This window comes from Ensifer sp. LC384 (genome assembly GCF_001695865.1).
Classification (GTDB): domain Bacteria; phylum Pseudomonadota; class Alphaproteobacteria; order Rhizobiales; family Rhizobiaceae; genus Ensifer.
The window spans coordinates 54,253-78,695 of record NZ_MBST01000011.1 but is presented as its reverse complement, the minus strand read 5'-3'; the positions used below and the strand labels follow the sequence as shown (position 1 = coordinate 78,695).

At 62.8% G+C, this 24,443-nt stretch carries 25 protein-coding genes; 14 read left to right on the top strand and 11 right to left on the bottom strand.

The window, feature by feature from the left end; translation table 11 throughout:
* Window positions 1–22: 22 nt before the first annotated feature.
* Both BC363_RS11545 and BC363_RS11540 read left to right on the top strand, forming a co-directional pair.
* Window positions 23–946 (top strand): LysR substrate-binding domain-containing protein, encoded by a 924-nt coding sequence (locus BC363_RS11545; protein WP_065783470.1) that lies wholly within the window; start codon window positions 23–25, stop codon window positions 944–946.
* A gap of 63 nt (window positions 947–1,009) precedes the next feature.
* Window positions 1,010–1,663, top strand: coding sequence for a VIT1/CCC1 transporter family protein (locus tag BC363_RS11540; protein ID WP_065783400.1), 654 nt, complete (start codon window positions 1,010–1,012; stop codon window positions 1,661–1,663).
* A 374-nt stretch (window positions 1,664–2,037) separates the two neighbouring features.
* Here BC363_RS11540 and BC363_RS11535 read toward each other — a convergent pair whose 3' ends face one another.
* The 8 genes from BC363_RS11535 to BC363_RS11500 form a co-directional block, all read right to left on the bottom strand.
* The gene (locus BC363_RS11535; protein ID WP_065783399.1) at window positions 2,038–4,110 is read right to left on the bottom strand and encodes an ASKHA domain-containing protein; all 2,073 of its coding nucleotides are present in this window, start codon (window positions 4,108–4,110) and stop codon (window positions 2,038–2,040) included.
* Window positions 4,111–4,271: 161 nt separating this feature from the next.
* Window positions 4,272–4,619, bottom strand: coding sequence for a hypothetical protein (locus tag BC363_RS11530; protein WP_065783398.1), 348 nt, complete (start codon window positions 4,617–4,619; stop codon window positions 4,272–4,274).
* A 47-nt stretch (window positions 4,620–4,666) separates the two neighbouring features.
* The gene (locus BC363_RS11525; RefSeq protein WP_065783397.1) at window positions 4,667–4,969 is read right to left on the bottom strand and encodes a hypothetical protein; all 303 of its coding nucleotides are present in this window, start codon (window positions 4,967–4,969) and stop codon (window positions 4,667–4,669) included.
* Window positions 4,970–5,014: 45 nt separating this feature from the next.
* A complete protein-coding gene (locus BC363_RS11520) occupies window positions 5,015–5,980 on the bottom strand; it encodes a methyltetrahydrofolate cobalamin methyltransferase (RefSeq protein ID WP_065783396.1) in 966 nt (321 codons plus the stop codon).
* Between the two features lie 98 nt (window positions 5,981–6,078).
* Window positions 6,079–7,170 (bottom strand): methylenetetrahydrofolate reductase, encoded by a 1,092-nt coding sequence (locus tag BC363_RS11515; protein ID WP_065783395.1) that lies wholly within the window; start codon window positions 7,168–7,170, stop codon window positions 6,079–6,081.
* The gene (locus BC363_RS11510) at window positions 7,167–7,775 is read right to left on the bottom strand and encodes a methylenetetrahydrofolate reductase C-terminal domain-containing protein (RefSeq protein ID WP_065783394.1); all 609 of its coding nucleotides are present in this window, start codon (window positions 7,773–7,775) and stop codon (window positions 7,167–7,169) included. Before BC363_RS11510 ends, BC363_RS11515 begins: the two co-directional genes overlap by 4 nt.
* Window positions 7,768–8,070: a virulence factor gene (locus BC363_RS11505; RefSeq protein ID WP_065783393.1), complete on the bottom strand. Its 303-nt coding sequence runs from the start codon at window positions 8,068–8,070 to the stop codon at window positions 7,768–7,770. The genes BC363_RS11510 and BC363_RS11505 overlap by 8 nt, the downstream gene beginning before the upstream one ends.
* A 259-nt stretch (window positions 8,071–8,329) precedes the next feature.
* Window positions 8,330–9,133: a formyl transferase gene (locus BC363_RS11500; protein WP_065783392.1), complete on the bottom strand. Its 804-nt coding sequence runs from the start codon at window positions 9,131–9,133 to the stop codon at window positions 8,330–8,332.
* Window positions 9,134–9,546: 413 nt separating this feature from the next.
* Between BC363_RS11500 and BC363_RS11495 the strand changes: the two genes are divergently transcribed.
* The 3 genes from BC363_RS11495 (at window position 9,547) to BC363_RS11485 (ending at window position 12,390) form a co-directional block, all read left to right on the top strand.
* Complete coding sequence (locus tag BC363_RS11495) at window positions 9,547–10,029, top strand: isoprenylcysteine carboxylmethyltransferase family protein (RefSeq protein WP_065783391.1); 483 nt, start codon at window positions 9,547–9,549, stop codon at window positions 10,027–10,029.
* 172 nt (window positions 10,030–10,201) lie between these two features.
* Window positions 10,202–11,194 (top strand): DUF1254 domain-containing protein, encoded by a 993-nt coding sequence (locus tag BC363_RS11490; RefSeq protein WP_065783469.1) that lies wholly within the window; start codon window positions 10,202–10,204, stop codon window positions 11,192–11,194.
* Between the two features lie 179 nt (window positions 11,195–11,373).
* Window positions 11,374–12,390 carry an alpha/beta hydrolase gene (locus BC363_RS11485; protein WP_065793300.1) on the top strand — a complete coding sequence of 339 codons (1,017 nt, stop codon included), beginning with the start codon at window positions 11,374–11,376 and terminating at the stop codon, window positions 12,388–12,390.
* Window positions 12,391–12,569: 179 nt separating this feature from the next.
* On the opposite strand, the gene BC363_RS11480 is transcribed toward BC363_RS11485, so the two are convergent.
* Window positions 12,570–13,190 carry a DUF1638 domain-containing protein gene (locus BC363_RS11480; protein ID WP_065783389.1) on the bottom strand — a complete coding sequence of 207 codons (621 nt, stop codon included), beginning with the start codon at window positions 13,188–13,190 and terminating at the stop codon, window positions 12,570–12,572.
* 39 nt (window positions 13,191–13,229) lie between these two features.
* Between BC363_RS11480 and BC363_RS11475 the strand changes: the two genes are divergently transcribed.
* Window positions 13,230–13,388: an entericidin gene (locus tag BC363_RS11475; protein ID WP_065783388.1), complete on the top strand. Its 159-nt coding sequence runs from the start codon at window positions 13,230–13,232 to the stop codon at window positions 13,386–13,388.
* A 361-nt stretch (window positions 13,389–13,749) separates the two neighbouring features.
* Here the strand turns inward: BC363_RS11475 and BC363_RS11470 are convergent, their stop codons facing one another.
* Window positions 13,750–14,448, bottom strand: a complete 699-nt coding sequence (locus BC363_RS11470; RefSeq protein ID WP_053252923.1) for a B12-binding domain-containing protein — start codon at window positions 14,446–14,448, stop codon at window positions 13,750–13,752.
* A 336-nt stretch (window positions 14,449–14,784) separates the two neighbouring features.
* Between BC363_RS11470 and BC363_RS11465 the strand changes: the two genes are divergently transcribed.
* The 6 genes from BC363_RS11465 (at window position 14,785) to BC363_RS11440 (ending at window position 21,614) form a co-directional block, all read left to right on the top strand.
* Window positions 14,785–16,359 (top strand): trimethylamine methyltransferase family protein, encoded by a 1,575-nt coding sequence (locus BC363_RS11465; RefSeq protein WP_065783387.1) that lies wholly within the window; start codon window positions 14,785–14,787, stop codon window positions 16,357–16,359.
* Window positions 16,360–16,466: 107 nt separating this feature from the next.
* The gene (locus BC363_RS11460) at window positions 16,467–17,171 is read left to right on the top strand and encodes a 4Fe-4S dicluster domain-containing protein (protein WP_065783386.1); all 705 of its coding nucleotides are present in this window, start codon (window positions 16,467–16,469) and stop codon (window positions 17,169–17,171) included.
* Between the two features lie 135 nt (window positions 17,172–17,306).
* Window positions 17,307–17,858, top strand: coding sequence for a hypothetical protein (locus tag BC363_RS11455; protein ID WP_065783385.1), 552 nt, complete (start codon window positions 17,307–17,309; stop codon window positions 17,856–17,858).
* Between the two features lie 337 nt (window positions 17,859–18,195).
* Window positions 18,196–18,945: a phosphodiester glycosidase family protein gene (locus tag BC363_RS11450; protein WP_065783468.1), complete on the top strand. Its 750-nt coding sequence runs from the start codon at window positions 18,196–18,198 to the stop codon at window positions 18,943–18,945.
* A 99-nt stretch (window positions 18,946–19,044) separates the two neighbouring features.
* The gene (locus BC363_RS11445; RefSeq protein ID WP_065783384.1) at window positions 19,045–19,572 is read left to right on the top strand and encodes an RNA polymerase sigma factor; all 528 of its coding nucleotides are present in this window, start codon (window positions 19,045–19,047) and stop codon (window positions 19,570–19,572) included.
* Complete coding sequence (locus tag BC363_RS11440) at window positions 19,569–21,614, top strand: VWA domain-containing protein (RefSeq protein WP_065783383.1); 2,046 nt, start codon at window positions 19,569–19,571, stop codon at window positions 21,612–21,614. Before BC363_RS11445 ends, BC363_RS11440 begins: the two co-directional genes overlap by 4 nt.
* 363 nt (window positions 21,615–21,977) lie before the next feature.
* Here BC363_RS11440 and BC363_RS11435 read toward each other — a convergent pair whose 3' ends face one another.
* Complete coding sequence (locus BC363_RS11435) at window positions 21,978–22,325, bottom strand: hypothetical protein (protein WP_065783382.1); 348 nt, start codon at window positions 22,323–22,325, stop codon at window positions 21,978–21,980.
* A gap of 135 nt (window positions 22,326–22,460) precedes the next feature.
* Here BC363_RS11435 and BC363_RS11430 point away from each other — a divergent pair, with 135 nt between their 5' ends.
* Both BC363_RS11430 and BC363_RS11425 read left to right on the top strand, forming a co-directional pair.
* Window positions 22,461–23,096, top strand: coding sequence for a PAS domain-containing protein (locus tag BC363_RS11430; RefSeq protein ID WP_065783381.1), 636 nt, complete (start codon window positions 22,461–22,463; stop codon window positions 23,094–23,096).
* A 58-nt stretch (window positions 23,097–23,154) separates the two neighbouring features.
* Window positions 23,155–24,309, top strand: a complete 1,155-nt coding sequence (locus tag BC363_RS11425; RefSeq protein WP_065783380.1) for a pyridoxal phosphate-dependent aminotransferase — start codon at window positions 23,155–23,157, stop codon at window positions 24,307–24,309.
* Window positions 24,310–24,443: the final 134 nt, after the last annotated feature.

Below are 24,443 nucleotides of genomic sequence, written 5' to 3'. Positions count from 1 at the left end.
TTTATTGAACAAGGATGCCGCCATGAACATGATGATGCGCCACGCGCTTCCGCTCCTGGAAATGGATGTGTTGAAGACTTTTGTCGCCATCGCCGAGACCGGCAACTTCACCACCGCGGCCGAAACGGTCTACCGCACGCCGTCGGCGGTTTCGATGCAGATCAAGAAGCTGGAAGAGCTGCTCGGCTGTACGCTCTTTCTTCGCGACGCGCGCTCGGTGTCGCTGACGCCGAAAGGGGAGATGCTGCTGGGCCTTGCCCGACGCCTGCTGGCGCTCAACAACGAGACGGTGTCGCGCTTCCTGCTGCCTGACATGAACGGTGTCGTGCGCGTTGGCGCCCCCGAGGATGTCGGCGAGCGCATCCTGCCCGATGTGCTGAAGCGTTTTGCCGACTCCTATCCGAACGTCACGGTCGACGTATCGATCGGCATGAGCGGCGCCATGCGCAAGCGCGTCGATGAACATCGCCTCGACATCGCCATCTTCAACAGCCTGACCGGTATCGCGCCGAAGAACGGCGAGATCCTGATGCAGGAGAAGCTCGTCTGGGCCGGCGCCAAATGCGGCAATGCCCATCTTAGGGATCCGCTGCCGGTGTCGATGTGGGAGGATGGCTGCGTCTGGCGGGCCGATGCGGTGGAGAAGCTGTCGCGCGCCGGCCGCAGGTTCCGCATCGCCTTCCTCAGCGCCTATACGACCGGGCAACGGGCTGCCGTGCTCGCCGGCCTCGCCATCGCGCCGCTGCCGCGTTATCTCGTCCACGGCGAGATGGTGCAGCTTGGCGAGCGCGACGGCCTGCCGGACCTTGGCCACTACGATATCGGCCTGCAGGTGATCGACAGTGCGTCGGCGCCGGTGCTGGCGGTGGCAGATCACGTTCGCGAAGCCTTCGCCGAACTGAGGATGCAGTCGGGAGAGGTGCGGCTTGCGTCGGCGGTTGCCTGACCAAGCGGCCGGCTCCGGCCCTCTCGTCATTCGTTGACCTGCGCACAGGGGATATGGCGTGCCATGGCGACCGATGACCAGCCGCGCCCCGTTCTGGATCCGATCGATCGCCTGTCGGAGATCGTCTTCGGGCTGCTGATGGCGCTGTCCTTCACCGGCACGATGAGTGTGGCGGTCGGTGGCGGCGAGAAAGTGATGGCGGTACTCGGCGCCGCTTTCGGCTGCAATCTGGCCTGGGGCATCGTCGACGGCGTCATGCATGTGCTGACGACCGCTGTCGAGCGCGTCAAGCGCCGCGGCTTGATCGAGACGCTGCGGCGCGAGCCTTTGCCGCGGGCGCGCGAGGTGTTTTACGAGAACCTGCCCGACAATGTCCGCCTGGTTGCCTCAGAAGCCGAAGCGGAAACGCTGCTGACCAGGGTTCGTGCGCTGCCGGCCCACGATCATCAACCGGTCGTGACCCGCCGCGACCTGCGGGCAGCGCTCGCCATCTTCGCGCTTGTCGCCATTTCGACCCTGCCGCCGAGCATTCCGTTTCTGCTGATCGAGCGCATCGACCTTGCCATGCGCGTCTCGAATGCCGTTGCGCTGGTGATGCTGTTCGTCATCGGTGCCCAGCTTGGTCGCTACATGGGCCGCAGCCCCTGGCCGATGGCCTTTGCCATGGCGGCGATCGGCGGCGTTCTGGTGGCGGTGACGATCGCGCTTGGTGGTTAGAAACGGCGTGACTTCGCGCAATCAGCGTCAGCGCCAAGGCAAACGAAGGCGCGCTTCGCTCGATTCCGAATCCGGCTGGGCGGGGCTGTTGGGGGCGTTTGCGACGAAGGCTACGTGGAGCGATGCGGGGCTCGAATTGGCCGCAAGAGGTCGTGTCCGCCCCTCATCCCGCTGCCGCGACCTTCTCCCCGCGAGCGGGGAGAAGGGATATGCCGCGCCCGCTCGTATCCCCAGCTACGTTCGCGACTCCCGCGAGGTGAGCGCGTTCCCTCTCCCCGCTTGCGGGGAGAGGGTTAGGGTGAGGGGCAAATGAGCGTAGCGGGCGTGAGGTCGAAAGCCGCAGCGATTACCGGACTGCCGCGCGCAAGAGCGATCTACTCGCGGCTGCGCCGACGGCGACGGCCGCCGCTGTCGCCATCATCCGCCGCAACCTTGCGCTCCGGCAGGGTGACGACCGCAGACAGTTTCGGGAAGGCGTCGACCTTGTTCGGCATCGCCATGGCATTGATGAAATGCTCCTGAAACTTTGTTTCAAGAGCCGTCTCTATCTTCTCGATTTTGCTGACGGTTTGCTCGATCTCGCGGCGGTGGCCGCGATTGAGCAGCGCCATGAGTGCGCCGGTGCCGGCCGCATTGCCGACGGCCTTGACCTCATCGAGGTCGCAATCCGGGATCAGGCCCAGCACCATGGCGTATTTCGGATCGATGAACGAGCCGAAAGCGCCGGCAAAACGGATGGTGTCGACATGGTCGATATCAAGCTTTTCCATCAGCAGCTTGATGCCGGCATAAAGCGCTGCCTTGGCGAGCTGGATCGCGCGGATATCGTTCTGCGTGACGGTGATGCGCTGGTCGCCCTCATGCAGCAGATAGGAGAAGGTGCGGCCGTTGGGGATGATGCGCGGGCTTTTCGCCGCCATCGCGCCATCGACGACGCCGTCCTGAGAGATGATGCCGGTCAGATACATCTCGGCGACGATCTCGATGATGGCCGAGCCGCAGATGCCGGTGACGCCGACGGCCGCCGCCGCCTCGGCAAAGCCGTCCTCGTCCGACCATTTATCGACGCCGATCACGCGGAAGCGCGGCTCCAGGGTTTCGGGGTCGATGCGCACGCGCTCGATCGCACCGGGCGCCGCACGCTGGCCGGAGGAGATTTCAGCCCCTTCGAAGGCGGGACCTGTCGGCGAAGAGGCGGCAACGACGCGCTCCCTGTTGCCAAGCACGATCTCGGCATTGGTGCCGACATCGACGAGCAGCATCATCTTGTCCTGCCGGTACGGGCCTTCAGACAGGGTTGCGCCGGCGGCATCGGCGCCGACATGGCCGGCGATGCAGGGCAGCATGTAGAGCCGGGCGCCGCGGTTGACGTCGATGTCGATCTCGTGCGCCCAGTATTGCAGCGCGCCGGAGACGGCGAGCGCAAACGGCGCCTGGCCGAGTTCGGTCGGGTCGATGCCGAGGAAGAGGTGGTGCATGATCGGGTTGCCGACGAACACCATGTCGAGGATGTCGTGGCGGTCGACCTCGCCTTCGGCGCAGACCTTGCCGATCAGGCCGTTGACTGCCTCGCGCACCGCTTTGGTCATGGCCTCGCGGCCGTCGGGGTTCATCATCACATAGGAAACCCGGCTCATCAGATCCTCGCCGAAGCGGATCTGCGGGTTCGAGGCGCCGGAAGACCCAACGATGCGACCGGAGAGCAGCGACACCAGATGCATGGCGATCGTCGTCGAGCCGATGTCGCAGGCGACGCCATAGGCCTCGTTCTTCAGGCCCGGCCACAGACCGACGATGAAGGGGCGCGAGGAATCCATATCGCGGTGGATCGCGGCGGTGACGGCCCAGTTGCCCTTGCGCAGGATGCCCTGGATCTGCGGAATCAGGTGCGGTGCGATCAGCAGGTCCTTCCAGCCCCAGTCCTTTTCCAGAATCACCTTCAGCCGGTCGAGATCGCCAAGCGGCTTGTGCATGTCGGGCTCGTCGACTTCGACGTAGCAGAGCTGGACGGCGGCGTTGCGCTCGATCACCCGGTCGCTTGCCGCCTTGCGCACCACCTGGGCGTTGATGACCGTATCCTGCGGCACGTCGATGACGAGGTCGCCGAGGATCTGGGCGGAACAGGAGAGGCGGCGTCCGTCGGGCAGTTCGCGCACGGAGGCGTAGCGCTGCTCCTTCGGCCCGACAGGCGAAATATGGTCGTTGGAGGAGATGATCTTGTGCTTGGCGAAGTTGCCTTCCTGCACCTCGATCTGACAGCGCCCGCAGGTGGCGCGGCCGCCGCAGACACTTTCGACATAGACCCCGAGCGAGCGGGCGGCATCGAGAACCGGCGTGCCGACCGGGAAGCGGCCGCGCTTGCCCGACGGCATGAACAGAACGAGCGGATCCTTACGCGCGGCTTCGGTCATGTTGGTCTCGATTTCGGAAGTGCCTTCGATGCGCATTCTGTTCTGTCTTTCCTCAGGGCCGCTTCTGCCCGATGGACCGAAGCATGGGTAAACGGCTTCAGACTGCACCGGAATGCTGCCTGATAGTTGTCAGATCCCGACATGGAAAGATCTGCGAGCATCATTTCGTCAGGGTTGCGCTCGCTGGGCCTAGTCGTTCACGACGTCTTGCGCGACAGGCGCCGTGCATTGCCGCGCACGCGCTTGCCGTAGGGCTTCAGCGCGGCGGAAGCGACCGCCGTTCCCCCCAGGCCAAGCGACGCGCCTCCGCCGGTCATCAGCCGCACCATATTGTCGAAGGCAGCGCGCCACAGCGTCATGTTCACGGCCATGGCGCTTTCGGCGGTGGCCGCAATCTTCTCGGAGACCATGCGGTTAAACTCGGTCGAATCCTGCGTTTTTCCGGTCAAGGCCGCCATCTGCATTTCGTGCAGCCGAAGCGCGATCACGAAAGGTGCCTCGAACCAGAGTGTGAACGTGTCCAGGTGAAGTCGGCGCGTTGTCATCGATGATCCCTACTCTTGTGCCGCAACAGCGGCGGTCGGATGCCTGACTATGATGCCGTGCTCAGTTTCACGGCAGCGATTGCCCAGGCAAACGCTGCGGTCATTGTTGTCGAGCCCACCCAGAAAAGGACATTCGCGACCCGTTTCTGAGAGGCAGGGCTGATCTTGTTCGCCGTTAACGCAACAAGCATGACGGCAAACAGCGCGAGGTTTGCGAACCCGACTGGCAGAACGTAGGTCCTGAGTGCACTGTAGAACCTTTGAAACTCGTCTGCATCCCTAAAGAGTACGTATCTGGCGATGATGACAACGAGGCCAGCGATGGCAACCTCGCGCAGATACTTTCCCATAACTGTGTCGCCCCCTTCCGATGCGGTCCGACGCCAAGCGAAGACCTATTCGCGGGCCGCAGCAACGCCGGTGCGCGCAGCGCGGCCGCCACGGCGTCCGCCGGCTGCGGCGGCGACCGGAGCGGCTGCAACCACGTGACCGCCCTCGGCCGGCTTGTGGTCGCGGTAGGTCTTGATCCAGTGGGTGCAGTTCGGGTCGGTGCCGTTCAGGACGTTGGCGGCGCGCACGGCCTCCATCTCCTGCGGGCGGCAGGGGTTCATGATCGCCGATGTCATGCCGGCGCCGATGACCATGGGGATGAAGCCGGCATTGATGCCGTGACGGTGGGGCAGGCCGAAGGAGATGTTGGAAAGGCCGCAGGTGGTGTTGACCTTCAGCTCTTCGCGCAAGCGGCGCAAGAGCGCAAAGACCTGCTGGCCGGCTGTGCCCATGGCGCCGATCGGCATCACCAGCGGATCGACCACGATGTCCTGCGGCTTGATGCCGTAGTCGGCGGCGCGTTCGACGATCTTCTTGGCAACGGCGAAACGCACGTCAGGATCTTCGGAAATACCGGTTTCGTCATTGGAAATGGCGACGACGGGCACGTCGTACTTCTTGCAGAGCGGCAGGATCGCCTCGAGCTTTTCCTCTTCGCCGGTGACGGAGTTGACCAGCGGGCGGCCCTTGGCGACGCGCAGCGCCGCCTCGATCGCAGCCGACACCGAGCTGTCGATCGACAGCGGCACATCAACGAGGCCCTGAACGATTTCCAGTGTCTTGACCAGGAGCGGCGGCTCGGTCTCGTGCGGGTTGACGGCGGTGACGCCGGCATTGACGTCGAGCATTGTCGCCCCGGCGGCGACCTGCTCCAGCGCGTCCTTGATGACGGTGTCGAAGTTGCCCTCGATCATTTCCGCGGCCAGCTTCTTGCGGCCGGTCGGGTTGATGCGCTCGCCAATGACGCAGAAGGGCTGGTCGAAACCGATGATGATTTCGCGGGTTGCGGAAGCGACGATGGTACGGGTCATGTAAGATCCTTTGATCCTGTGGCGTCGGGTTTCGTTATCTCACCCGTTGGTCGATGGTAGCGGCCGGACGAGCCGGTGCGGTTGTGTCTGCAATTGCCTCAGTGGGGATGGTGGGCGGCGGCCTCGGCCATCTCCTGCTGGTTTTCTTCCTTGCCTTCGCGAATATGCTCCAGCCGTTCGGCCACCAGCGCATCGGCCGGCAGCGTCTCGTGTTTCCACGGCTGGCGGCCCTTCAACACGCCCGATTCATGCACGATCTCTGCGACATATTCTTCCTGGCGATAGGCCATGACGTGGACGCCGGAGATGCCTTCGATCTCCTTGACCTCGTTGATGATGTCGATGCAGAGCTGCTTGCCTTCCTTCTTCTGGTCCTTTGCGCCCTCCAGCCGCGTGATGATACTGTCGGGAATGTGGATGCCCGGCACGTTGGAGCGGATCCAGCGGGCGGTCTTGGCAGACGCCATCGGTCCGACGCCGACGAGGATGAAGCATTTTTCGTGCAGGCCGAGATCGCGCACCTTCTTCATGTACTCGCGGAACATCGGCACGTCGAAGCAATACTGGCTCTGGACGAACTGGGCGCCGGCCTCGATCTTCTTGGCCAGTCGATAGGGGCGGAAGTCGTAGGGCGGGGCAAAGGGGTTGATGGCGGCGCCGAGAAACACCTGCGGCGGCGTCGTCAGCTTGCGGCCGGAGAGGAACTTGGAATTGTCGCGCATGATGCGCACGGTTTCGAGCAGCGACATGCAGTCGAGGTCGAACACCGGCTTGGCGCCCGGCTGGTCGCCCGCCTGCACGCCATCGCCGGTCAGGCACATGACGTTCTGCACGCCCATGGCCGAGGCGCCGAGCACGTCGCCCTGGATGGCGATGCGGTTCTTGTCGCGGCAGGCGATCTGCATGATCGGGGCATAGCCCATGCGCGTCAGGAGCGCGCAGATGCCGACCGACGACATGTGGCAATTGGCGCCCGAAGCATCGACCGCGTTGATGCCGTCGACCCAGCCGTCGAAGATCGCCGCGCGCTCGTAGACGTCCTGCGGGTTGGCGCTGTCGGGCGGGTTGAGTTCGGCGGTCACCGCGAATTCGCCGCGGCGCAACACGCGCTCGAGCCGTCCGCGCGAGGAGTGGCCGGGCAACGGATCGAGCGGCGCGCCGGGGTCGTGTGGGTTGAAGTCGGGGCTCATGCCTGGTTCTCTTTCGCCTGAGCTTCACGGTTGGCGGCTGCTTCCGCCGTCACCCGCAGCCAGGAAGAGGTTTCGCGCAGCGACTGGTTCACCGGTTTCTGCACGTTCATGATCGCATCGCCCTTCACCATATTCTGCGAGCCTTTCCACGCCTGCACCCAGACGCAGGGCATATCCGGCTCGACCTCGCAATTGCCATTGGCCCTGACGCCGCCGCAGGGGCCGTTGCGCAGCTGCTTCGGACAGTTCATCGGGCAGGACATGCCGGTCGACGACAGCGCGCACTGGCCGCACATGCGACAGTCGAAGAGGAAGCCCTTGACGTGGCGTTCGACGAAAGTGACGGGTCGCTCCACCCTGTTGTAGCCAATCGCCTTCCACAACGGATGCAACAGCAGGAACATGTCGGCGAAGCGGTTGTAGAACCATTCGAGGAAGCGCGAATGGCGCACCGCCCAGAGGCGAACCGTGTATTTGTGGCGCGAGCGGCGGCTGGGAGAGACGCCGGCCGGGGTATAGGCGCCGGTCGCGGCCTTGGCAGCGGGTGCGGCGTTGCCCTTGAGGATCTTCGTTTCTATTGCGGTTGCGACCTTCGGGTCAGCCATTGTCGCGGCCTCCTGCCTTGACCAGGGAGACCAGGCGCTCGCGGTCATAGGCGGCTTCCAGTTCGGCGGCCGCACGGTCGGCTTCCGCCTCCAGGTCGTCGGATACGGGCTCAGGCTCGGCCTTGCGCCATTCGGCGAGGTAGTCGTCGGTCTCGGCGGCACCGGTGCGCATGGCGCACATGTCGATCGCCTCGGTGAAGCGCAGCGAAAGCTCGCGCTTTGCGGTCGTGCGGCCCCGTTTGATGATGACCTGGGCCGGGATGTCGCGCCAGTAGACGATTATGCGATCTGCCATCGGGTGTCGTTCTCCTCTTCCTGCGACAATGCTTATGTCCCGGCGTCGTGGCTCACCTCGCCACGACGTTGGATATGTCCAAAAACGACGCCGGCGTAGAACGTTGAAAACACCCAGCACTCTACGCGTTGCCGCGCTGCGGGCAAGCCCGAGGTGCGGTAAGTCTATGCATTGAGGAGTGCTAGAAATTTCAGGTCCTTAGGGGCCTCAGGCGGCCACATGCGGCGCGATGGAAACGGCCAATCTGCGCCTGGTTTTTCTACCAGATGCCGCGCCGAATTCCATTCCGGAGCCATGTCCAGATCGGCGGGTGATACCATTGTTGCGACGGGCCTGCGACATCGAGCGTGCGCAGCCGGCCCTTGAGCGCATCGTCGACGGCAGCGATGGCGATGTCGGTGGAGGCTGCCGTCTGCAGCAGCGGATAGGTATGCACGGTATCGCTGCGGGCAGGCGTCTGGCGCGACTGGTAGAGAATGCCGCCGGTATCGACGCCTTCGTCGACGAGATGCACGGTCGCGCCGAAATTGCCGACGTCGTCGTTGATCCGCGCCCAATAGCCGCCCATCAGCCCGCGATAGCCGGGGTTGATGCCGGCATGGAAATTGACGACCGGGCAGGGGAGCGCCGCAAGCGTCGCCTTCGTCAACATGCGGCAACTGATCAGAAAAACGACATCGGGTTCGAGCGCGCGGACCTGCGACGCGGCCTCGTCGTCGTTGACGGAAACGATCTGACGCACCGGCACACTCGGATCGGGCGTGCCGGATACGCCATAGAGCCTCAGAATTTCTTCCGCTCTCTTCCGGGTAAAGCGCTTGCCGAAGCGCGAGGCGATCATCGTCGCCAGCTGCCCGACGGCGGTCGGCCAGCCGAGTTTTCGCGCCCGCCGGCGCAGGAAGAGGCCCTTGGATTCCGGCCGTTCCTGGAGAACGACGATATCGTCGAAACGCGCCGCCAGCGCATTGATCATGATCCACGGGTTTTCACCGCCCGCCGTCACCACGACGACGCGGCCCGGGCGCGCGCCGGCGGGTAAGGTTTCGTTGGCAGCGTCGGTCATTGCCGGCCCTCGATGCGGTGTGGTTGCATCAGATATGGCCGCTTGCGCGTTACCGGCGGCTTAATGGCCGGTCTGCTGGAGCAGATGCCCACGATTGACCGCTTATGGTCCCGAAGCCGCCCCACATTCCACGATCCAGAAGGACCGCACGGGTGGCAAGCGGAAGTTCTCATGTGACCGCTTAATCGGAAAACGTGCACCCAAATTCCGTCGCTTCTCTGAAGCTGACATTTGCATAGCGAGAAGTGTCGGCCGAATTCGATCCTCTCGCTGTCCGCGCCTCTCTGTCTTCAAATCTCCTTCGAAGCGACGTAAACTCCCACCGGTGGAGCGGGCCCTGGCAGATATAACAAAACACGCTCTCCGTGTGCTAGAATTCAGGGGGCCGGGGAGCGGATCGGACGGGCAGCGGCATGAACCAGGCGACCGGGAATTTGCGCGACAATTCAGGCGCGGCGGTACGGCCGCCGATCGCCTGGGCGCTCGCGGCGCTCGCCGGGTTCGCGCTCGACTGGCTCTATCCGCTGCCATTCCTGCCCGCGGCCGTGCCGGCCGGCTGGCTCGGCGGCATCGTCTTCCTCGCCGGCCTGGCACTGCTGATCTGGGCGGTGGCAACCTTCCGCCGCGCGGGGACGCAGATCCAGACCACCCAGCCGACGACGACGATCGTCGACGAGGGCCCCTACAGCTTCACGCGCAACCCGATCTATATCGGCATGTTCCTCGGCCTCATCGGCCTCGCCGTCGCCTTCGACAGCCTTTGGCTCATCGTCCTATTGGTGCCGTTCTATCTTGTCATCCGCTACGGCGTGATCGCCCGCGAGGAGGCCTATCTCGAGCGGAAGTTCGGTAACGCCTATCTCGCCTACAAGGCCCGCGTCGGGCGGTGGGTGTAGCGACGAAGAGGGAGGCAATCTGCTTGAAACCGAACGACGGGAACGGGGCCTAAAGCGGCCATTGCGGCCCTACTGCCTTTAACGGCTTGCCTTCGCGATACGTTCATTTATGGTCGGTTGCAACCAGGAGGGTATCGCGATGAAATTCCCAGTGCGGTCGATATTTGCATTCATGATCGCGGCGTCGCTTCACGCGAGCCCCTCCTTCGCACAAGAAACAGTTCCGGTCTCGGTCGACAACTTCTCCCGGGCCGAAACCGACGTGACGATGGCCGCCTACGTGAAAGAAGGCGCGCTCGGCAAATTCATGCATGCGCGAACACCGCCCTCGGTTGACGACCAGAAGGTCGTCAGGATGAATCGGGACACGCTTTATTCCTTCGGCGTTTTCGACCTTGACGCGGGACCGGTCACGCTGACGCTTCCGGACGCGGGAAAGCGTTACATGATGGCGCAGACCATCGATGAGGATCATTTCACCCACGACATCGCTTACGCGCCCGGCTCCAAGTCCTATACGAAGGATGCCATCGGCACGCGGTATATGGTCGTGATCATACGCACGCTCGTTGACCCACAGAGCGAGAACGACATCAAAGAGGTCCACGCGTTGCAAGATCAGATCAAGGCCGAGCAACCGGCGGCAGGCGAGTTTCAAGCCCCGACCTGGGATCCGGTTTCACAGGCGAAGGTCCGGGATGCGTTGAAGGTATTGGGATCGACCCTGTCCGGTTCGGATCGCATGTTCGGCTCGAGAGAGGAGGTTGATCCGATTCGACACCTGATCGGGGCCGCAATCGGGTGGGGAGGCAATCCTAGCTCCGCAGCGATCTACGTGACAGCAAAACCCAAGGACGAGAGCGGCAACAGGATCGAAAAGATCACCGTGAAGGATGTGCCGGTGGACGGGTTCTGGTCCATCAGTGTCTACAATGGCAAGGGGTTTTTCGAGAAGAACGATCTTGACGCCTATTCGATCAACAACGTGACCGCCAAGCCGAATGATGATGGAAGCATAACCGTGCAGTTCGGAGGGTGTGAGAAAAACACCGTCAATTGCATCCCGATCATGAAGGACTGGAACTACACCGTCCGGCTGTATCGTCCGCGCGCTGACCTGTCGGAGGGAAAATGGACGTTCCCGGAGACGGAACTGTCGAACTGATGCACTACAGCGCCGCGCGTCTTTTAAGACGCGCCACGGTCGCTGTAACACTTTGAATTGCTGCATAATTTTATCCTTAAATCGATTCCGATTTAAGAAATTATGCATTAGGACAGAGCCCTCTTGCAGACAGTCGTGTTGTGGGCCGCTCAAAAGCGAGTACGGTAGGAGTGTCGTCGATGCGTCGTGCCCTTGGTATTCTGACCGCGTTGGTTCTTGGCGTTTCTGGTGGGCTCGGCTGGTCTGCTGAACCGGCTTTGAAAGATCCGCCGCCTGTCGTGGACGCCTCGCCGCACTCCTCCAATTTTATCGAGGCAAACGGTATTCGCCTCAACTATCTCGATTGGGGTGACAACGGGCCGCCTGTCGTGATGATCCACGGCATCGGCGACGATCCGCATATCTTCGACGATCTGGCGAATAGCCTTAAAGGGCGTTTTCATCTGATCGCCTACGCGCGGCGTGGTCACGGCCATTCGGATGCGCCCGCCGGGCCATACGACCACACCGCCCTCGTTGCCGATCTCAAGGGCCTTCTCGACGCTCTCGCGATTGAGAAGGCAAGTCTGATCGGCTGGTCGCTCGGCGGCAATGAAATTACCGAATTCGCAGGGACTTACCCGGACCGAGTAGACAAGCTCGTCTATCTCGAGTCGGGATACGATTGGTCCTATCCAGCCTTCCTCAATGCGTTTGTCGACATGCTCGCCGTGAATGCTCCGGCCGCTTCCGATGTCGCTTCGATCAACGCCTTCCGCGACTGGTATCATGCCGCGTGGCTCGGCAGCGATACTCCCTGGAGTAATGGCATGGAAGCATACTTGCGGGATCTCCTGCGGATTGCGCCAGACAATTCAATCAGGGTTGTCCCATCGGACGCGACCTATGGCGCGATTCTAGCTGAAATGGCCAAGTGGTACCGTGACTATGAGAAGGTGAAGGCCCCAGCGCTTGCGTTCTATGCATCCAGTTTCTTTCCGGTCGATCGATCTGACCCGGCGCTATCTGCAAAGCTGAAGGCATTCAACGAGGAAGTTGTTGCGCCATTCCGCGCAACGAGCATGGAACGCGTTTCAAGCGAGCTCAAACGAGCGACGATAAAGCAGTTTCCGAACACGACGCATATGGGCATCGGCATTCACGATCCTGAACCACTTGCCAAGGACATCGCTGCGTTCCTGTCTGCGGCGCATTGACGTCGGCTTACTGCATAATTCCTTAAATCGGAATCGATTTAAGGAGAAAATTATGCAGCAGATTTAAGGCGTTACAGCGTCCTTTGCGCGTCATATTTGACGCGCGGCGCTGTAATGGCGCGAGGCAGACGCTGGTTTTTGGCTGTGCCGCCGCCGGCCGGCGCGCAGCGGCGACATCGTCACGCGCCCAGCAGCGATGTCGTCAGGTCGCCATAGCCCGTAAACCGGTATTCGTATTCGAGGCCGAGATAATCGGCGGCCTCCTTCGCCTTCGCCTGCAGCGTTTCATCCTCCTGCTGCGAGAGATAGACGAGCTTGCGGTAGTGGCCGAAATACATGTCCCTCAGTTCCGGGTGGCGCTTGAGGCCGAGCGGTTCGACGACGAAAGCCTCGAACTGGCGGGCGAGAAAATCGGTGAGAAAGAAGGCGGTGATATCGTCGTCCCAGCGGCTGGCAAAGGCATCGTTGCCGGCGAAGAAGGAATAGCAGTGCGGGCCGGGGATGCGCTCGACACGCTCTTCTTCGCACAGACGATCCAGATGGCCGCCTGTGCCGCAATCGGCATAGGCGACGAAGATGCGCTCAAAGCCCTGCTGCCGCGCCTTGGCGATCGCCTCCCTGACACCCGGGGTGATCTTGTCGGGGGTGTTGTGCCAGATGGCGGGCAGACAGGTGAGGTCGACATGGTCGAGCCTGTTGGCCTGACAGATGGCGAGAATTTCACGCGCGATCGCGCCACAACCGATGACGTGAACTTTTTCCGGTTGTGCACGTTCTATTGCGCGCGATACTTTTTCCATCTCGATTCCACCCAGTGATCAACGTGAAGGAAGCTGGCCATGAAAACACAAACCGTTGCGCTCGTCGGAGCCGTCCTCATCGCGCTTACGACGCTCAGCGCCTGCGGCAATACGATCCGCGGCATCGGTCAGGATACCGCAAACACCGTCAACGCGACACAGGCGGCCGGCAAGAAGGTGGTCCGCGCCGCCAACTGAGCCTCCGTCTGAGGCGGAGCGCGCCGAGTTCGGGCGCTCGATCCGCTTTGATGCCCTGGCTTCTCGCCCGATGTTCCGCGTCCGTCGCGGTGTGGAACATTAGGAGACAGTTCGGACGCGCCGATCTTTTCATCGGCATCGCGGCATGACGGGCGGTTACAGCGCCGCGCGTCAAATATGACGCGCAAAGGACGCTGTAACGCTTTAAACTTGCTGCATAATTTTCGCCTTAAATCGATTCCGATTTAAGGAATTATGCAGTACGCCGCATCGCAAAGTCCCGCCGTTTTCGTGCCAGCAAATGAAAAAGCCGGCCGCAAGCGTCATTGCTGCGGCCGGCTTTCGTGTTCGTGAAGCAGGCTCAGCCGGCAGCGAGCAGGTTGTGCTTGCGCTTCATGAAGTCCTTGGCTGTCTCGACCGCGATCGCCGCGTCGCGGCAATAGGCGTCAGCGCCGACGGCCTTGCCGAATTCCTCGTTGAGCGGCGCGCCGCCGACGAGAACGACGTAGTCGTCACGCAGTCCCTTTTCCTTCAGCGTATCGATGACGACCTTCATGTAGGGCATGGTGGTGGTCAGCAGTGCCGACATGCCGAGAATGTCGGGCTGCTCGCGCTCGATCGCTTCCAGGTAGTTTTCGACCGGGTTGTTGATGCCGAGGTCGACGACGTCGAAGCCGGCGCCTTCCATCATCATGCCGACGAGGTTCTTGCCGATGTCGTGGATGTCGCCCTTGACGGTGCCGATCACCATCTTGCCGAGCTTCGGTGCGCCGGTTTCGGCGAGAAGCGGCCGCAGGATGAACATGCCGGCCTTCATCGCATTCGCCGACAGCAGAACTTCCGGCACGAACAGGATGCCGTCGCGGAAGTCGACGCCGACGATGCGCATGCCCTCGACCAGTGCCTGGGTCAGGACGTCGTAGGGCGTCCAACCGCGCTTGAGCAGGATGTTGGTTCCGTCCTCGATCTCCTCCTTGAGGCCGTCATAGAGGTCGTCATGCATCTGCTGCACAAGTTCCTCGTCGGAAAGGTCCTCGAGAATGATTTCATCGTCTGCCATAGTAGGGTTCCTCGGTTCCTGGCACGGCCGGGCTAAAATCCGGACACGTTCACCAATCAATAGCCGTCGACGTGTAAAAATCTGTTTTCGAAAGCGACGTCGCATATGACAAAAAGCGACGGGAGTGCAGCTTCTTTCGAGGCCTGTATATTCTTAACAAAAACAATATATTCGCGCCATGCGGTTTTTGGCCGGCCATGACGCGGATCGCAGTGTTCGAGTTGCGCCACTCGTTGGCGCATTGAGACCCGTACAGTCCCTGCGGCTTGGTAGCATTAGGGCCAATTGGTGCTTGAAGGCGCAAGATATCGAAATGCGCGGGAGAGGAATGAATAAATGAGCGACGTGACAGAACAGGACGCGGTTGAGGGTGGCGGTCGCCGCTCGCGTGGCGAGGGGCGGGGAGCGGCGGCACGGCGTGCCTCGCGCACCGGCGGCGGCCCGGGGCCGTCTCTGCCCTATATCCAGCGCAAGATTCGCGAATACGAGGTCCTGGACGAGGAGGGCCTTGAGCTCATCGAGCGCAATGCCGATACGATCCTGGAGGAAATCGGCATCGAGTTTCGTGATGACGCCGAGGCGCTCGAACTCTGGAAGCAGGCTGGCGCCGATGTGCGCGGCCAGCGCGTTCACTTCCCCAAGGGTCTTTGCCGCGAGCTTCTGAAAACGGCACCGTCCGAGTTTACCTGGCACGCCCGCAATCCGGCGCGCAGCGCCCAGGTCGGCGGCAAGGCGACGATCTTCGCGCCGGTCTATGGCCCGCCCTTCGTGCGCGATCTCGAAGGTGTCAGGCGCTACGCGACCATCGAGGACTTCCGCAATTTCGTGAAACTCGCCTATATGGCGCCGTCGATGCATTCGTCCGGCGGCACGGTCTGTGAGCCCGTCGACATTCCGGTGAACAAGCGTCACCTCGACATGGTCTACAGCCACATCAAATATTCTGACAAGCCGTTCATGGGATCGGTGACGGCGCCCGAGCGCGCCGAAGACACGATCGCCATGGCCAAGCTCGTCTTCGGCGACGAGTTCGTCGAAAACAATTGCGTCACGCTGAACCTGATCAACGCCAACTCGCCGATGGTCTTCGACGAGACCATGGTGGGCGCGCTCAAGGTCTATGCCCGCCACAACCAGGCCTGCGTGCTTTCGCCCTTCATCCTGTCGGGCGCCATGAGCCCGGTCACGGTTGCCGGCACGCTGACGCAGATTCTGGCCGAAGTGCTGGCCGGCGCCTCGTTCACGCAGCTTATCCGCAAGGGCGCGCCGGTGCTGTTCGGCACCTTTGCCGCCTCGATCTCGATGCAGTCGGGCGCGCCGACCTTCGGCACGCCGGAGCCTTCGCTGGTCTCCTATGGCGCGGCACAGCTCGCCCGCCGCTTGAAGCTGCCGTTCCGCACCGGCGGTTCGCTCTGCGGCTCCAAGGTTCCTGACGCTCAAGCCGCCCACGAATCGGCCAACACGCTGAACATGACGCTGCTTGCCGGCACCAATTTCGTGCTGCATGCGGCCGGCTGGCTCGAAGGCGGTCTTATTTCTTCCTATGAGAAGTTCATGATCGACCAGGACCAGCTCGGCATGATGCAGAAGATGGCCGAGGGCGTGGATCTCTCCGAGAACGCCCAGGCGCTCGACGCCATCCGCGAAGTCGGCCCGGGCAGCCACTATCTCGGCTGCGCCCATACCCAGGCCAATTTCCAGACCGCTTTCTACCGTTCGCCGCTCGCCGACAACAATTCCTACGAACAGTGGGAAGTGGAAGGCGAAAAGCGTATCGAGCAGCGCGCCAACGCGCTCGCCCGCACGTGGCTGGAACATTACGAGGCGCCTTATCTCGATCCGGCGATCGACGAAGCGCTCAAGGCCTATATTGCTCAGCGCAAGGATTCGATGCCCGACGCTTTCACTTGAAAGGGTCCCGAGCGAGCCAGGGAGCAAGGCGGCGCGGCGCAGGTGGCCGACATGATCCAGAAGGAGGTCTGGCGCCCGCATTACGATCTACAGGGGCCGAAACCCAAATGACGGCGCCTTCCGCATCTGCGGACACTCGACTTGAAACCGTCCGTGCGGCTCTTGAGCCGCACGGACTTTTTTTGCGCGGCACGCTGAACTTTGCTTCAGCCGATGCCGCGCCGCTGCTTTCGGATGGCTGGCCGGCGGCGAGCGTGGCGCTGGTCGGCAATATCGGCGGCTCGCTCTGGCAGCCCTTCCTGCGCTGGCGCGAGGAAGCGCCTGATCATGGTGGGACCGATCCGCTCGATTGCTGGTCGAAGGTGGTGATCGGCGAGATCGCCGGGGCAAACGGGGCGACGGCCTATTTCCCGTCGGATCCGCCCTGGCAGCCGTTCCAGCAATGGGCGATGCAGGCGGAAGGCATCAAGGCATCACCGCTCGGCATTCTCATCCACCCGCGCTATGGGCTCTGGCACGGCTATCGCGGCGCGCTGGCTTTCGACCAGCCGTTGGCCGGCGACGGCGACCGCTCGGTCGCGCATCCCTGCGACGGCTGCGTGGAAAAACCCTGCGTTTCCGCCTGTCCCGCCGGCGCGCTCGCGCGCCTGCAGTTCGATGTCGGTCGCTGTCGGACCTATCTCAGGACGGAGGCGGGCGGGAGCGGCTGCCTCAAGCGCGGGTGCCTCGCGCGCGATGCCTGTCCCGTCGGGCGGGACTATCGCTATCCGCCCGATCAGCTACACTTTCACATGGCCGCACTTGACCTTTGAGCGCTGTCCGCCGCTGCCAGGCTGTGGAAAGAACAGCGTGCAAATGCTGGAAATGACTAAAATTCGAGGTTTTCTGGAAACGTAAAATTTCCGAATTTATACCGATTTGGACGGTGTGGCATTGGAGACCATCTCATGACGCGCAGCCCAGTGGTATCGTTAAGCAACTTTCCCCCGCGACTGTCGCGGGAGGAAGTCGACGCACAGATCTCGCGTCTGGACAGCATCCACGCCGCCAACACCCAGCTTCTCGATGAGGCTTATAAGCGGCTGCTGGCGATTGCCGCGACCCATGCCGCCGTCATCGCCGCCTCGATCGCCGGCTTCGATGCGCTCTTCGATCGGTCGGTTCTGGGCGCCAATCTCTTGCCGGAAGCGATCGACATGCTGCGCAAGGCCGCCCTGGTCGTCGGTTGCGTCGGTCTGTTGCTTACCTTCTTTGCCATCGCCAACAATTACGGCGAAATGCAGCGGGTGGCGCGGCAGCACGCCAGCAATCTACGCTTCACGCTGCAGGAAAAGCGCTTGCTGCGCCAGCTTTCGAGCGAGATCCTGCCCGGCGATCCCAGATCCTACCTGCGCAGCGGCGTTGCTGGCCTTGCCTGCCTGGCGGCGATTTTCGGCCTTGCGGCGGCGGCCGGCTGCTTCGTGCTGGCGGGCATCGCCGGATTTCTCACCGGCGGTTGAGTGCGGGGCTGTTGCAGCCGCTACCTGGCGCTTTCCTCACCTCATCTCCGTGCGCGTAGGAGTGCGATGGCGAGAGAGCGGCGTCGCGACCATGCCATGTTTGGCGGCGGCCACGGACGCTGACCTCTCTTTTCCCTCATCTCTGTGACAAGCACAGGGGTGAGGGAGAGCGTGGTCGGAACGATGGTCTTGATGAAGGAGGCAAACCCACCCGTCTACCGCAGGGAGCGTGCTGCGCCGCAAGTCACCGGCCCGCCATCCGCATTTTCTTTGTCACCGCGCCAGAACCGCCGCAATCTCGATGATGCTGGGCGGCTGATTCCATTGGATGTTTTTCATGCCGCTGTTTCCAAAACCTTTTCTCGTCGGTGCCGTTCTCTCCGCAGGCCTTGCCGGCCCTGCGCTCGGCGCCTGCCGCGACGTCAGCCATCTCGGGCAGGACTATATCGCCTGCACGGTCGACCCGGCTGAAAATGACATCCGCCTCTACAACAAGGATCAGGCCGGTGTTCCCTTCCGCTCGTTCCGGGCGCTGTCGCTGGAACTGCGCCATCGCGACGAATACATGCTCTTCGCCATGAACGGCGGCATGTACCACGACGACCTGTCGCCCGTCGGCCTGCATATCGAGGAGGGGCGCGAACAGGCGCCGCTCAACACCAACACCGGCTGGGGAAACTTCCATCTGCTGCCCAACGGTGTCTTCTATGTCGATAGCGGCAAGGCCGGCGTGCTTTCGGCCGACGCCTATCGCGCGGCCGATATCCGGCCGCGGTTTGCCACGCAGTCCGGGCCAATGCTGGTGATCGATGGTGCGCTGCATCCGCGCTTCCTGCCCGACAGCACAAGCCTCAAGACCCGCAACGGCGTCGGCGTTACAGTGACGGGCGAGGTGGTGTTCGTGGTCTCGAAAAGGCCGGTGCGGTTTCACGATTTCGCGACACTGTTCCGCGACGCTCTCGATTGCCCCAACGCGCTCTTCCTCGACGGCACGATCTCCAGCCTCTACGCGCCTGACATCAATCGGCACGACCGGCTGTTTCCGATGGGGCCGATGATCGCCGTGGTCGGCAAGTTCCCGCGCTAGCTTTTTCCTTGGGGCCGCGACGATTTTTTTCGATACGGGCCCAAGGAATTGTCGTCGTGCAACGTCTAAGGTTTGAAACAGGTGGGAGCGGGCACGCCATTGGACGCTGAACTCGTCGAGAAAGCGGTGTCTGGAGACAGACGGGCGTTCGGCCAATTGGTCGAGCGGCACTATGATTTTGTCCATGCCGTCGCCTGGCGCTGGTCGGGCAATGCCACGGATGCGGAAGACATCGCCCAGGACGTCTGCGTGCGGCTGGGCTCGGCCATTCGCGGCTTTCGCGGCACCAGCCGGTTTCGCACCTGGCTCTATACCCTGACGCTGAACGCGGCGCGCGACCACAAACGCCGCCAGCTGCGCGACAACAACAGGATGCAGGCCTATGCCAGCGAGCAGGCCGCTCTCGGCGGCGGCGAGGCCCCGGAAGACGACCGCCAGGAGGCGCTCTGGACGGCGGTGAGGGCGCTGCCGGAGAAACAATGCGATGCGGTGCTGCTCGTCTATGCCGAGGGGATGAGCCATGCTGCTGCCGCCGATGTGCTCGGATGTTCGGAAGCGACCGTGTCGTGGCACGTGCACGAGGCACGCAAGCGGCTGAAGACATTGCTTGGCAAGGAGGCCGTGTGATCATGACCGACGATTTCGACAAGCTCTCCGGACTGACCCCGCCAAAGGCTTCGACCGAGGCGCGGGCGCGGGCGCTTGCCGCCGCCATGCAGGCCTTCGACGCAGCAGAAGAAAATTCGACCGCCATCCAAGGATCGGCGCTGCCGGTTCGTCAAAGCTCCATCTTCAACCGGATATGGAGCCCCATCATGAACAGGAAACTGCTTGCCGGATCGGCACTCGCGACATTGCTGGTCATCCCCGCCGCCGCGTTCCTGACGCTTGAGTTGACGCGCAACACCATGCTGCCCGGCGACACCGGCGCGGAGATCGCGCTGAAGGAGGAGCCGAAACAGAAGGCAGCGCCACAGCCGGTCGTCACGGCAAAGCCCGATGCCGACGAGGCGCATGCCCGTGCCCGTGAGCAGAAGTCGGCCGAGGCTCAGTCGGTCGCGCGGACCGAGAGCGCGGCGCCCGCCGCCGAGCCCGAGGCGGATGCCATGGCCAACCAGATGATGAGCGACAGCCTCGCACCGCTTTCGGCAGCAGGTGGCGCGCAAGGGCGGCCGACCTATCTGCCGGCGCCCGTCGTTACACAGGAGATGCAGCTCCCGCCTCAGGAAAACCGCGAGCGCTTCGGCAAGGCCGACAGCAACCCGGTCAAAAGCGTCGCCACCGATCCGGTCTCGACCTTCTCGGCTGATGTCGATACGGCCTCCTACGCCTTCGTGCGCCGGTCGCTGATGGAGGGCCAGATGCCGGAGCGCGATGCCGTCCGGGTCGAGGAGATGGTCAACTACTTCCCCTATGACTGGCCGCGTCCGGCGAGCGCCACCGAGCCGTTCAAGGCGACGGTGACGGTGACGCCGACGCCCTGGAACGGCGGCACGCGGCTGATGCATGTGGCCATCAAGGGCTATGACGTGGTGCCGGCAGAAGCGCCGAAGGCGAACCTGGTGTTCCTGATCGACGTTTCCGGCTCCATGGACGAACCGGACAAACTGCCGCTCCTGAAGAGCGCCTTCCGGTTGCTGGTAGAGAAGCTGAAGCCCGAAGATACTGTTTCGATCGTCACCTATGCCGGCAATGCCGGCACGGTGCTCGAGCCGACGTCGGTCAAGGACAAGGCGAAAATCCTGTCGGCGATCGATACGCTGCAGCCGGGCGGCTCGACCGCGGGCGCCGAGGGCATCGATGCCGCCTATCGGCTGGCGGAGAAGGCTTTCGCCAAGGGCGGCGTCAACCGCGTGATGCTGGCGACCGATGGCGATTTCAATGTCGGCCCGGCCAGTGACGACGAGCTCAAGCAGATGATCGAGACGAAGCGCAAGAGCGGCATCTTCCTGTCGGTGCTCGGCTTCGGCCGTGGCAACTACAATGATGCGCTGATGCAGACGATCGCCCAGAACGGCAACGGCACCGCTGCCTATATCGATACGCTGGCCGAGGCGCAGAAGACGCTGGTGGAGGAGGCGGGCTCCTCGCTCTTCCCGATCGCCAAGGACGTCAAGCTGCAGGTGGAGTTCAATCCAGCCGCAATCGCCGAATACCGGCTGATCGGCTACGAGACCCGGGCGCTCAAGCGCGAGGATTTCAACAATGACAAGGTGGATGCCGGCGACATTGGCTCCGGCCACAGCGTCACGGCGATCTACGAGATGACGCCGAAGGGAAGCCCGGCGGTGCTGAACGACGACCTGCGTTACGGGACGGCGGGGAAACCGGCGGCCGATGCCGCGACGAATGCCGGCGAACTCGCCTTCCTCAAGATCCGCTACAAGAAGCCGGATGGCGACAGAAGCGAACTGATGACCACGCCGGTCACCGAGGGGAACGCCATGCCATCGCTGGCAGACGCGCCCAACGATGTGCGCTTCTCGGTGGCCGTGGCCGCCTTCGGGCAGAAGCTGTCGGGCGTGACGGCGCTGTCGGACTATTCCTATGATGCTGTCATCGACCTTGCTGCGGCGTCCAAGGGGGCGGACCCGTTCGGCTATCGCGGCGAGTTCGTCAATCTGGTGCGGCTCGCCAAGGGGCTTTCGGGCAGTGGCTCGGCCAACTGAGAGTTGGGGCGAGCGAGGCCTGGCGATGGGCTCTGGTGTTACGCCTTCGATGTGAACGCCTGGTGCTGCCCCTCATCCGGCTGCCGGCACCTTCTCCCCGCTTGCGGGGAGAAGGGAACGCGTGGCAATGCTTTCGTTCCCTTGAAAACTTCGAAAACCACTGAGGCTGCAATACCGGGAGCGTCGGGCAACTTTCAAGCGCAGGACAGAGCGCTGAGGAAAGGCTTCGTGTAGTCGACGCGCCAGGAATAGCGGTGACAGCGGGCCGGCGCAGGCGAAGACCTATCGCGTGGCACATCCCCTCTCCCCGCCTGCGGGGAGAGGGTTAGGGTGAGGGGCTGTTTCCCGCCCAAGGACCGTCGCTCAAGCCTTCGGAAAAGCGCGTTCCAGGCCGCCGGATTTCGTCAGGCCCGTTCTGAACGCCTGGTAGGCCGGGTGCTGGCTGGAGCGGGCGGCTTCCATTAGCCGCATCTGCAGCCGGGCGGGTGCCTCGTTGCCGAGCCAATGCCCGAGTTTCTCGAGCTTCAGCGTGTTGAGAAAGCGGGCATCGGAGGCGATATCGAGATAGCGGTAGAGCCCTTCCAGCAGTCGATCGTCCTGCTCGGGATTTTCCATCAGCAACCGGACAAAGGCCTGATCCGCTTCGCCAAATGCCGAAAGCTTGTCGGCAACGGTGTCCCTGTCGGGAAAGGAAGCGGGGCCGGCATTCATGTCAGTGTCTCCAGGCGAATCTTGTCCCATCCGGGATAGGCCAGGGCGGCTGGGTGCGCAAGCATCGGTGAATATTTGAAATGCTACAAAATATCTAATATTGACAAAAAATCTAGAATCGATCATTGCAATGACATGAACATCGAGCCCGCTATCGCCTTTGACATTGCCATGCATGCGCCTTCGGCCGCCGCCATCAGCGCCTTGCTCTATCCGCATGCGGAGGTCGTGCTGCATGACCTCAGGCACGGAACCGTCGTCGGCATCTGGAATGCTTCCTCCGGCCGCGCGGTCGGCGAGGATTCGCTGATCGAGGAAGAGTTCGGCACGGTTTCGGGCGCGGAAAGCGTGCTCGGACCCTACGAGAAGACCGGCGCCGATGGCCGTCGCATCAAGTCCGTATCGGCGGTGCTTCGCGATGCCAAGGGCGACGCGGCGGGCCTGCTTTGCATCAATCTCGACGTCTCGATGATCGATAATGCGGTGAAACTACTTTCCGCCTTTGCCGGCGCTGAGCAACCGCGGCCGCAGGCGCTGTTTTCACGCGACTGGCGCGAGGAGATCAACGCGTCGCTGCACGACTGGCTGAAGGAGCGGGGGCTGGCGCTTGCAGCGCTGAAACGGACAGACCGCGTGGCGCTGGTGGCAACACTGGAAGAGCGTGGCCTGTTCAAGACCCGCAACGCTGTCGACCATCTCGCCAGCCTGATCGGCACCTCGCGCGCCTCGATCTACAACTATCTTGCCGCCGCCCGTAGCGACGCTTCCTGATCACGACGAAGACAACGATTTCGCCCGTCCGCCGGACGCAGCGAGTGGAGGATCCGATATGACCACCTTGCCAGACTTTCGCCTCGAAACACATTTCTCCCGCTGGGAGTTCAAGGCGCGTCATCATATGACCGCAAGCGACAGCGAAACCATCGCCATGAGCGAATTGCTGGCACTGGCCGACGACGCGGACCGGCAAGCCTGGGAAAAGCTGACGCTCGGCTACACCGAAACCCACGGCGCGCCGGCGCTGCGCTCGGCGATTGCCGCCACCTATGAAGGGCTTTCGGCCGAAGACATTCTCTGCTTTGCCGGGGCGGAGGAGGGGCTTTACTGCGCCATGCTGGCGCTGCTCGGCCCTGAGGATCACGCGATCGTAACGGTACCCAACTACCAGTCGATGGAGACACTGCCGGTCACGATCGCCGGCTCGGTGACCGGCGTGCCACTGCGCCCCGAAAACAACTGGCGCCTTGATATTGCCGACGTGCGCGCGGCGCTGAAGCCGAACACCCGGCTGATCGCCGTCAACTTTCCCAACAACCCGACCGGCTCGATCGCCGATCAGCAAACCTTCAAGGCGCTGGCCGAGCTCTGCGTCGAACGCGGCATTCACCTTTTCAGCGACGAGGTCTATCGCGGGCTGGAACGTGACCCGGCGCTGAGACTGCCGCAGGCGGCCGAGCTGTTCGAGCGCGGCATCTCCCTCAACGTCATGTCCAAGGCCTATGGGCTTCCGGGCCTGCGCATCGGCTGGATCGCCTGCCGCGATCATGCGCTCATCGAGCGCATGGAGAAGATGAAGCACTACCTGTCGATCTGCAATTCGCGCCCGTCCGAGGTCCTGGCGACCATCGCACTCAAGGCGCGCGAGCATCTGCTCGACCGCAATCGTACGCTTTGCGCCTCGAACCTCGAAAAGCTCGGGGCCTTCTTTGCCGAGTTCTCCGACCTTTACGAATGGCGGGAGCCTGACGGTGGCTGCGTCGGCTTTGCCCGCTATCTCGGGGCAGATGGGGTCGAGAGCCATTGCCGCCGCCTGGTGGGGGAGTCCGGCGTGCTGCTGCTGCCATCGAGCCTGTTCGTGTCCGAGCTGTTGCCGGTCGCTGAGGATCGTTTCCGCGTAGGCTTTGGCCGCAGGAACATCGAGGTCGGGCTGGAGGCCTGGCGGCAGCATCTTCAGGCCGACCGTATCGGCAAGCGCAGCGCCTGATATCCGGGGGCATTCGGCCCCCTGAAAGACCAATGGGGCATGGGCGCAGCACGGCACGCTGTGGCCATGCCTTAGAATGCGCATATATGTGGATATGCTGGCGCACCCGTTGGCTCGCTAGTGGCGAAAACCTG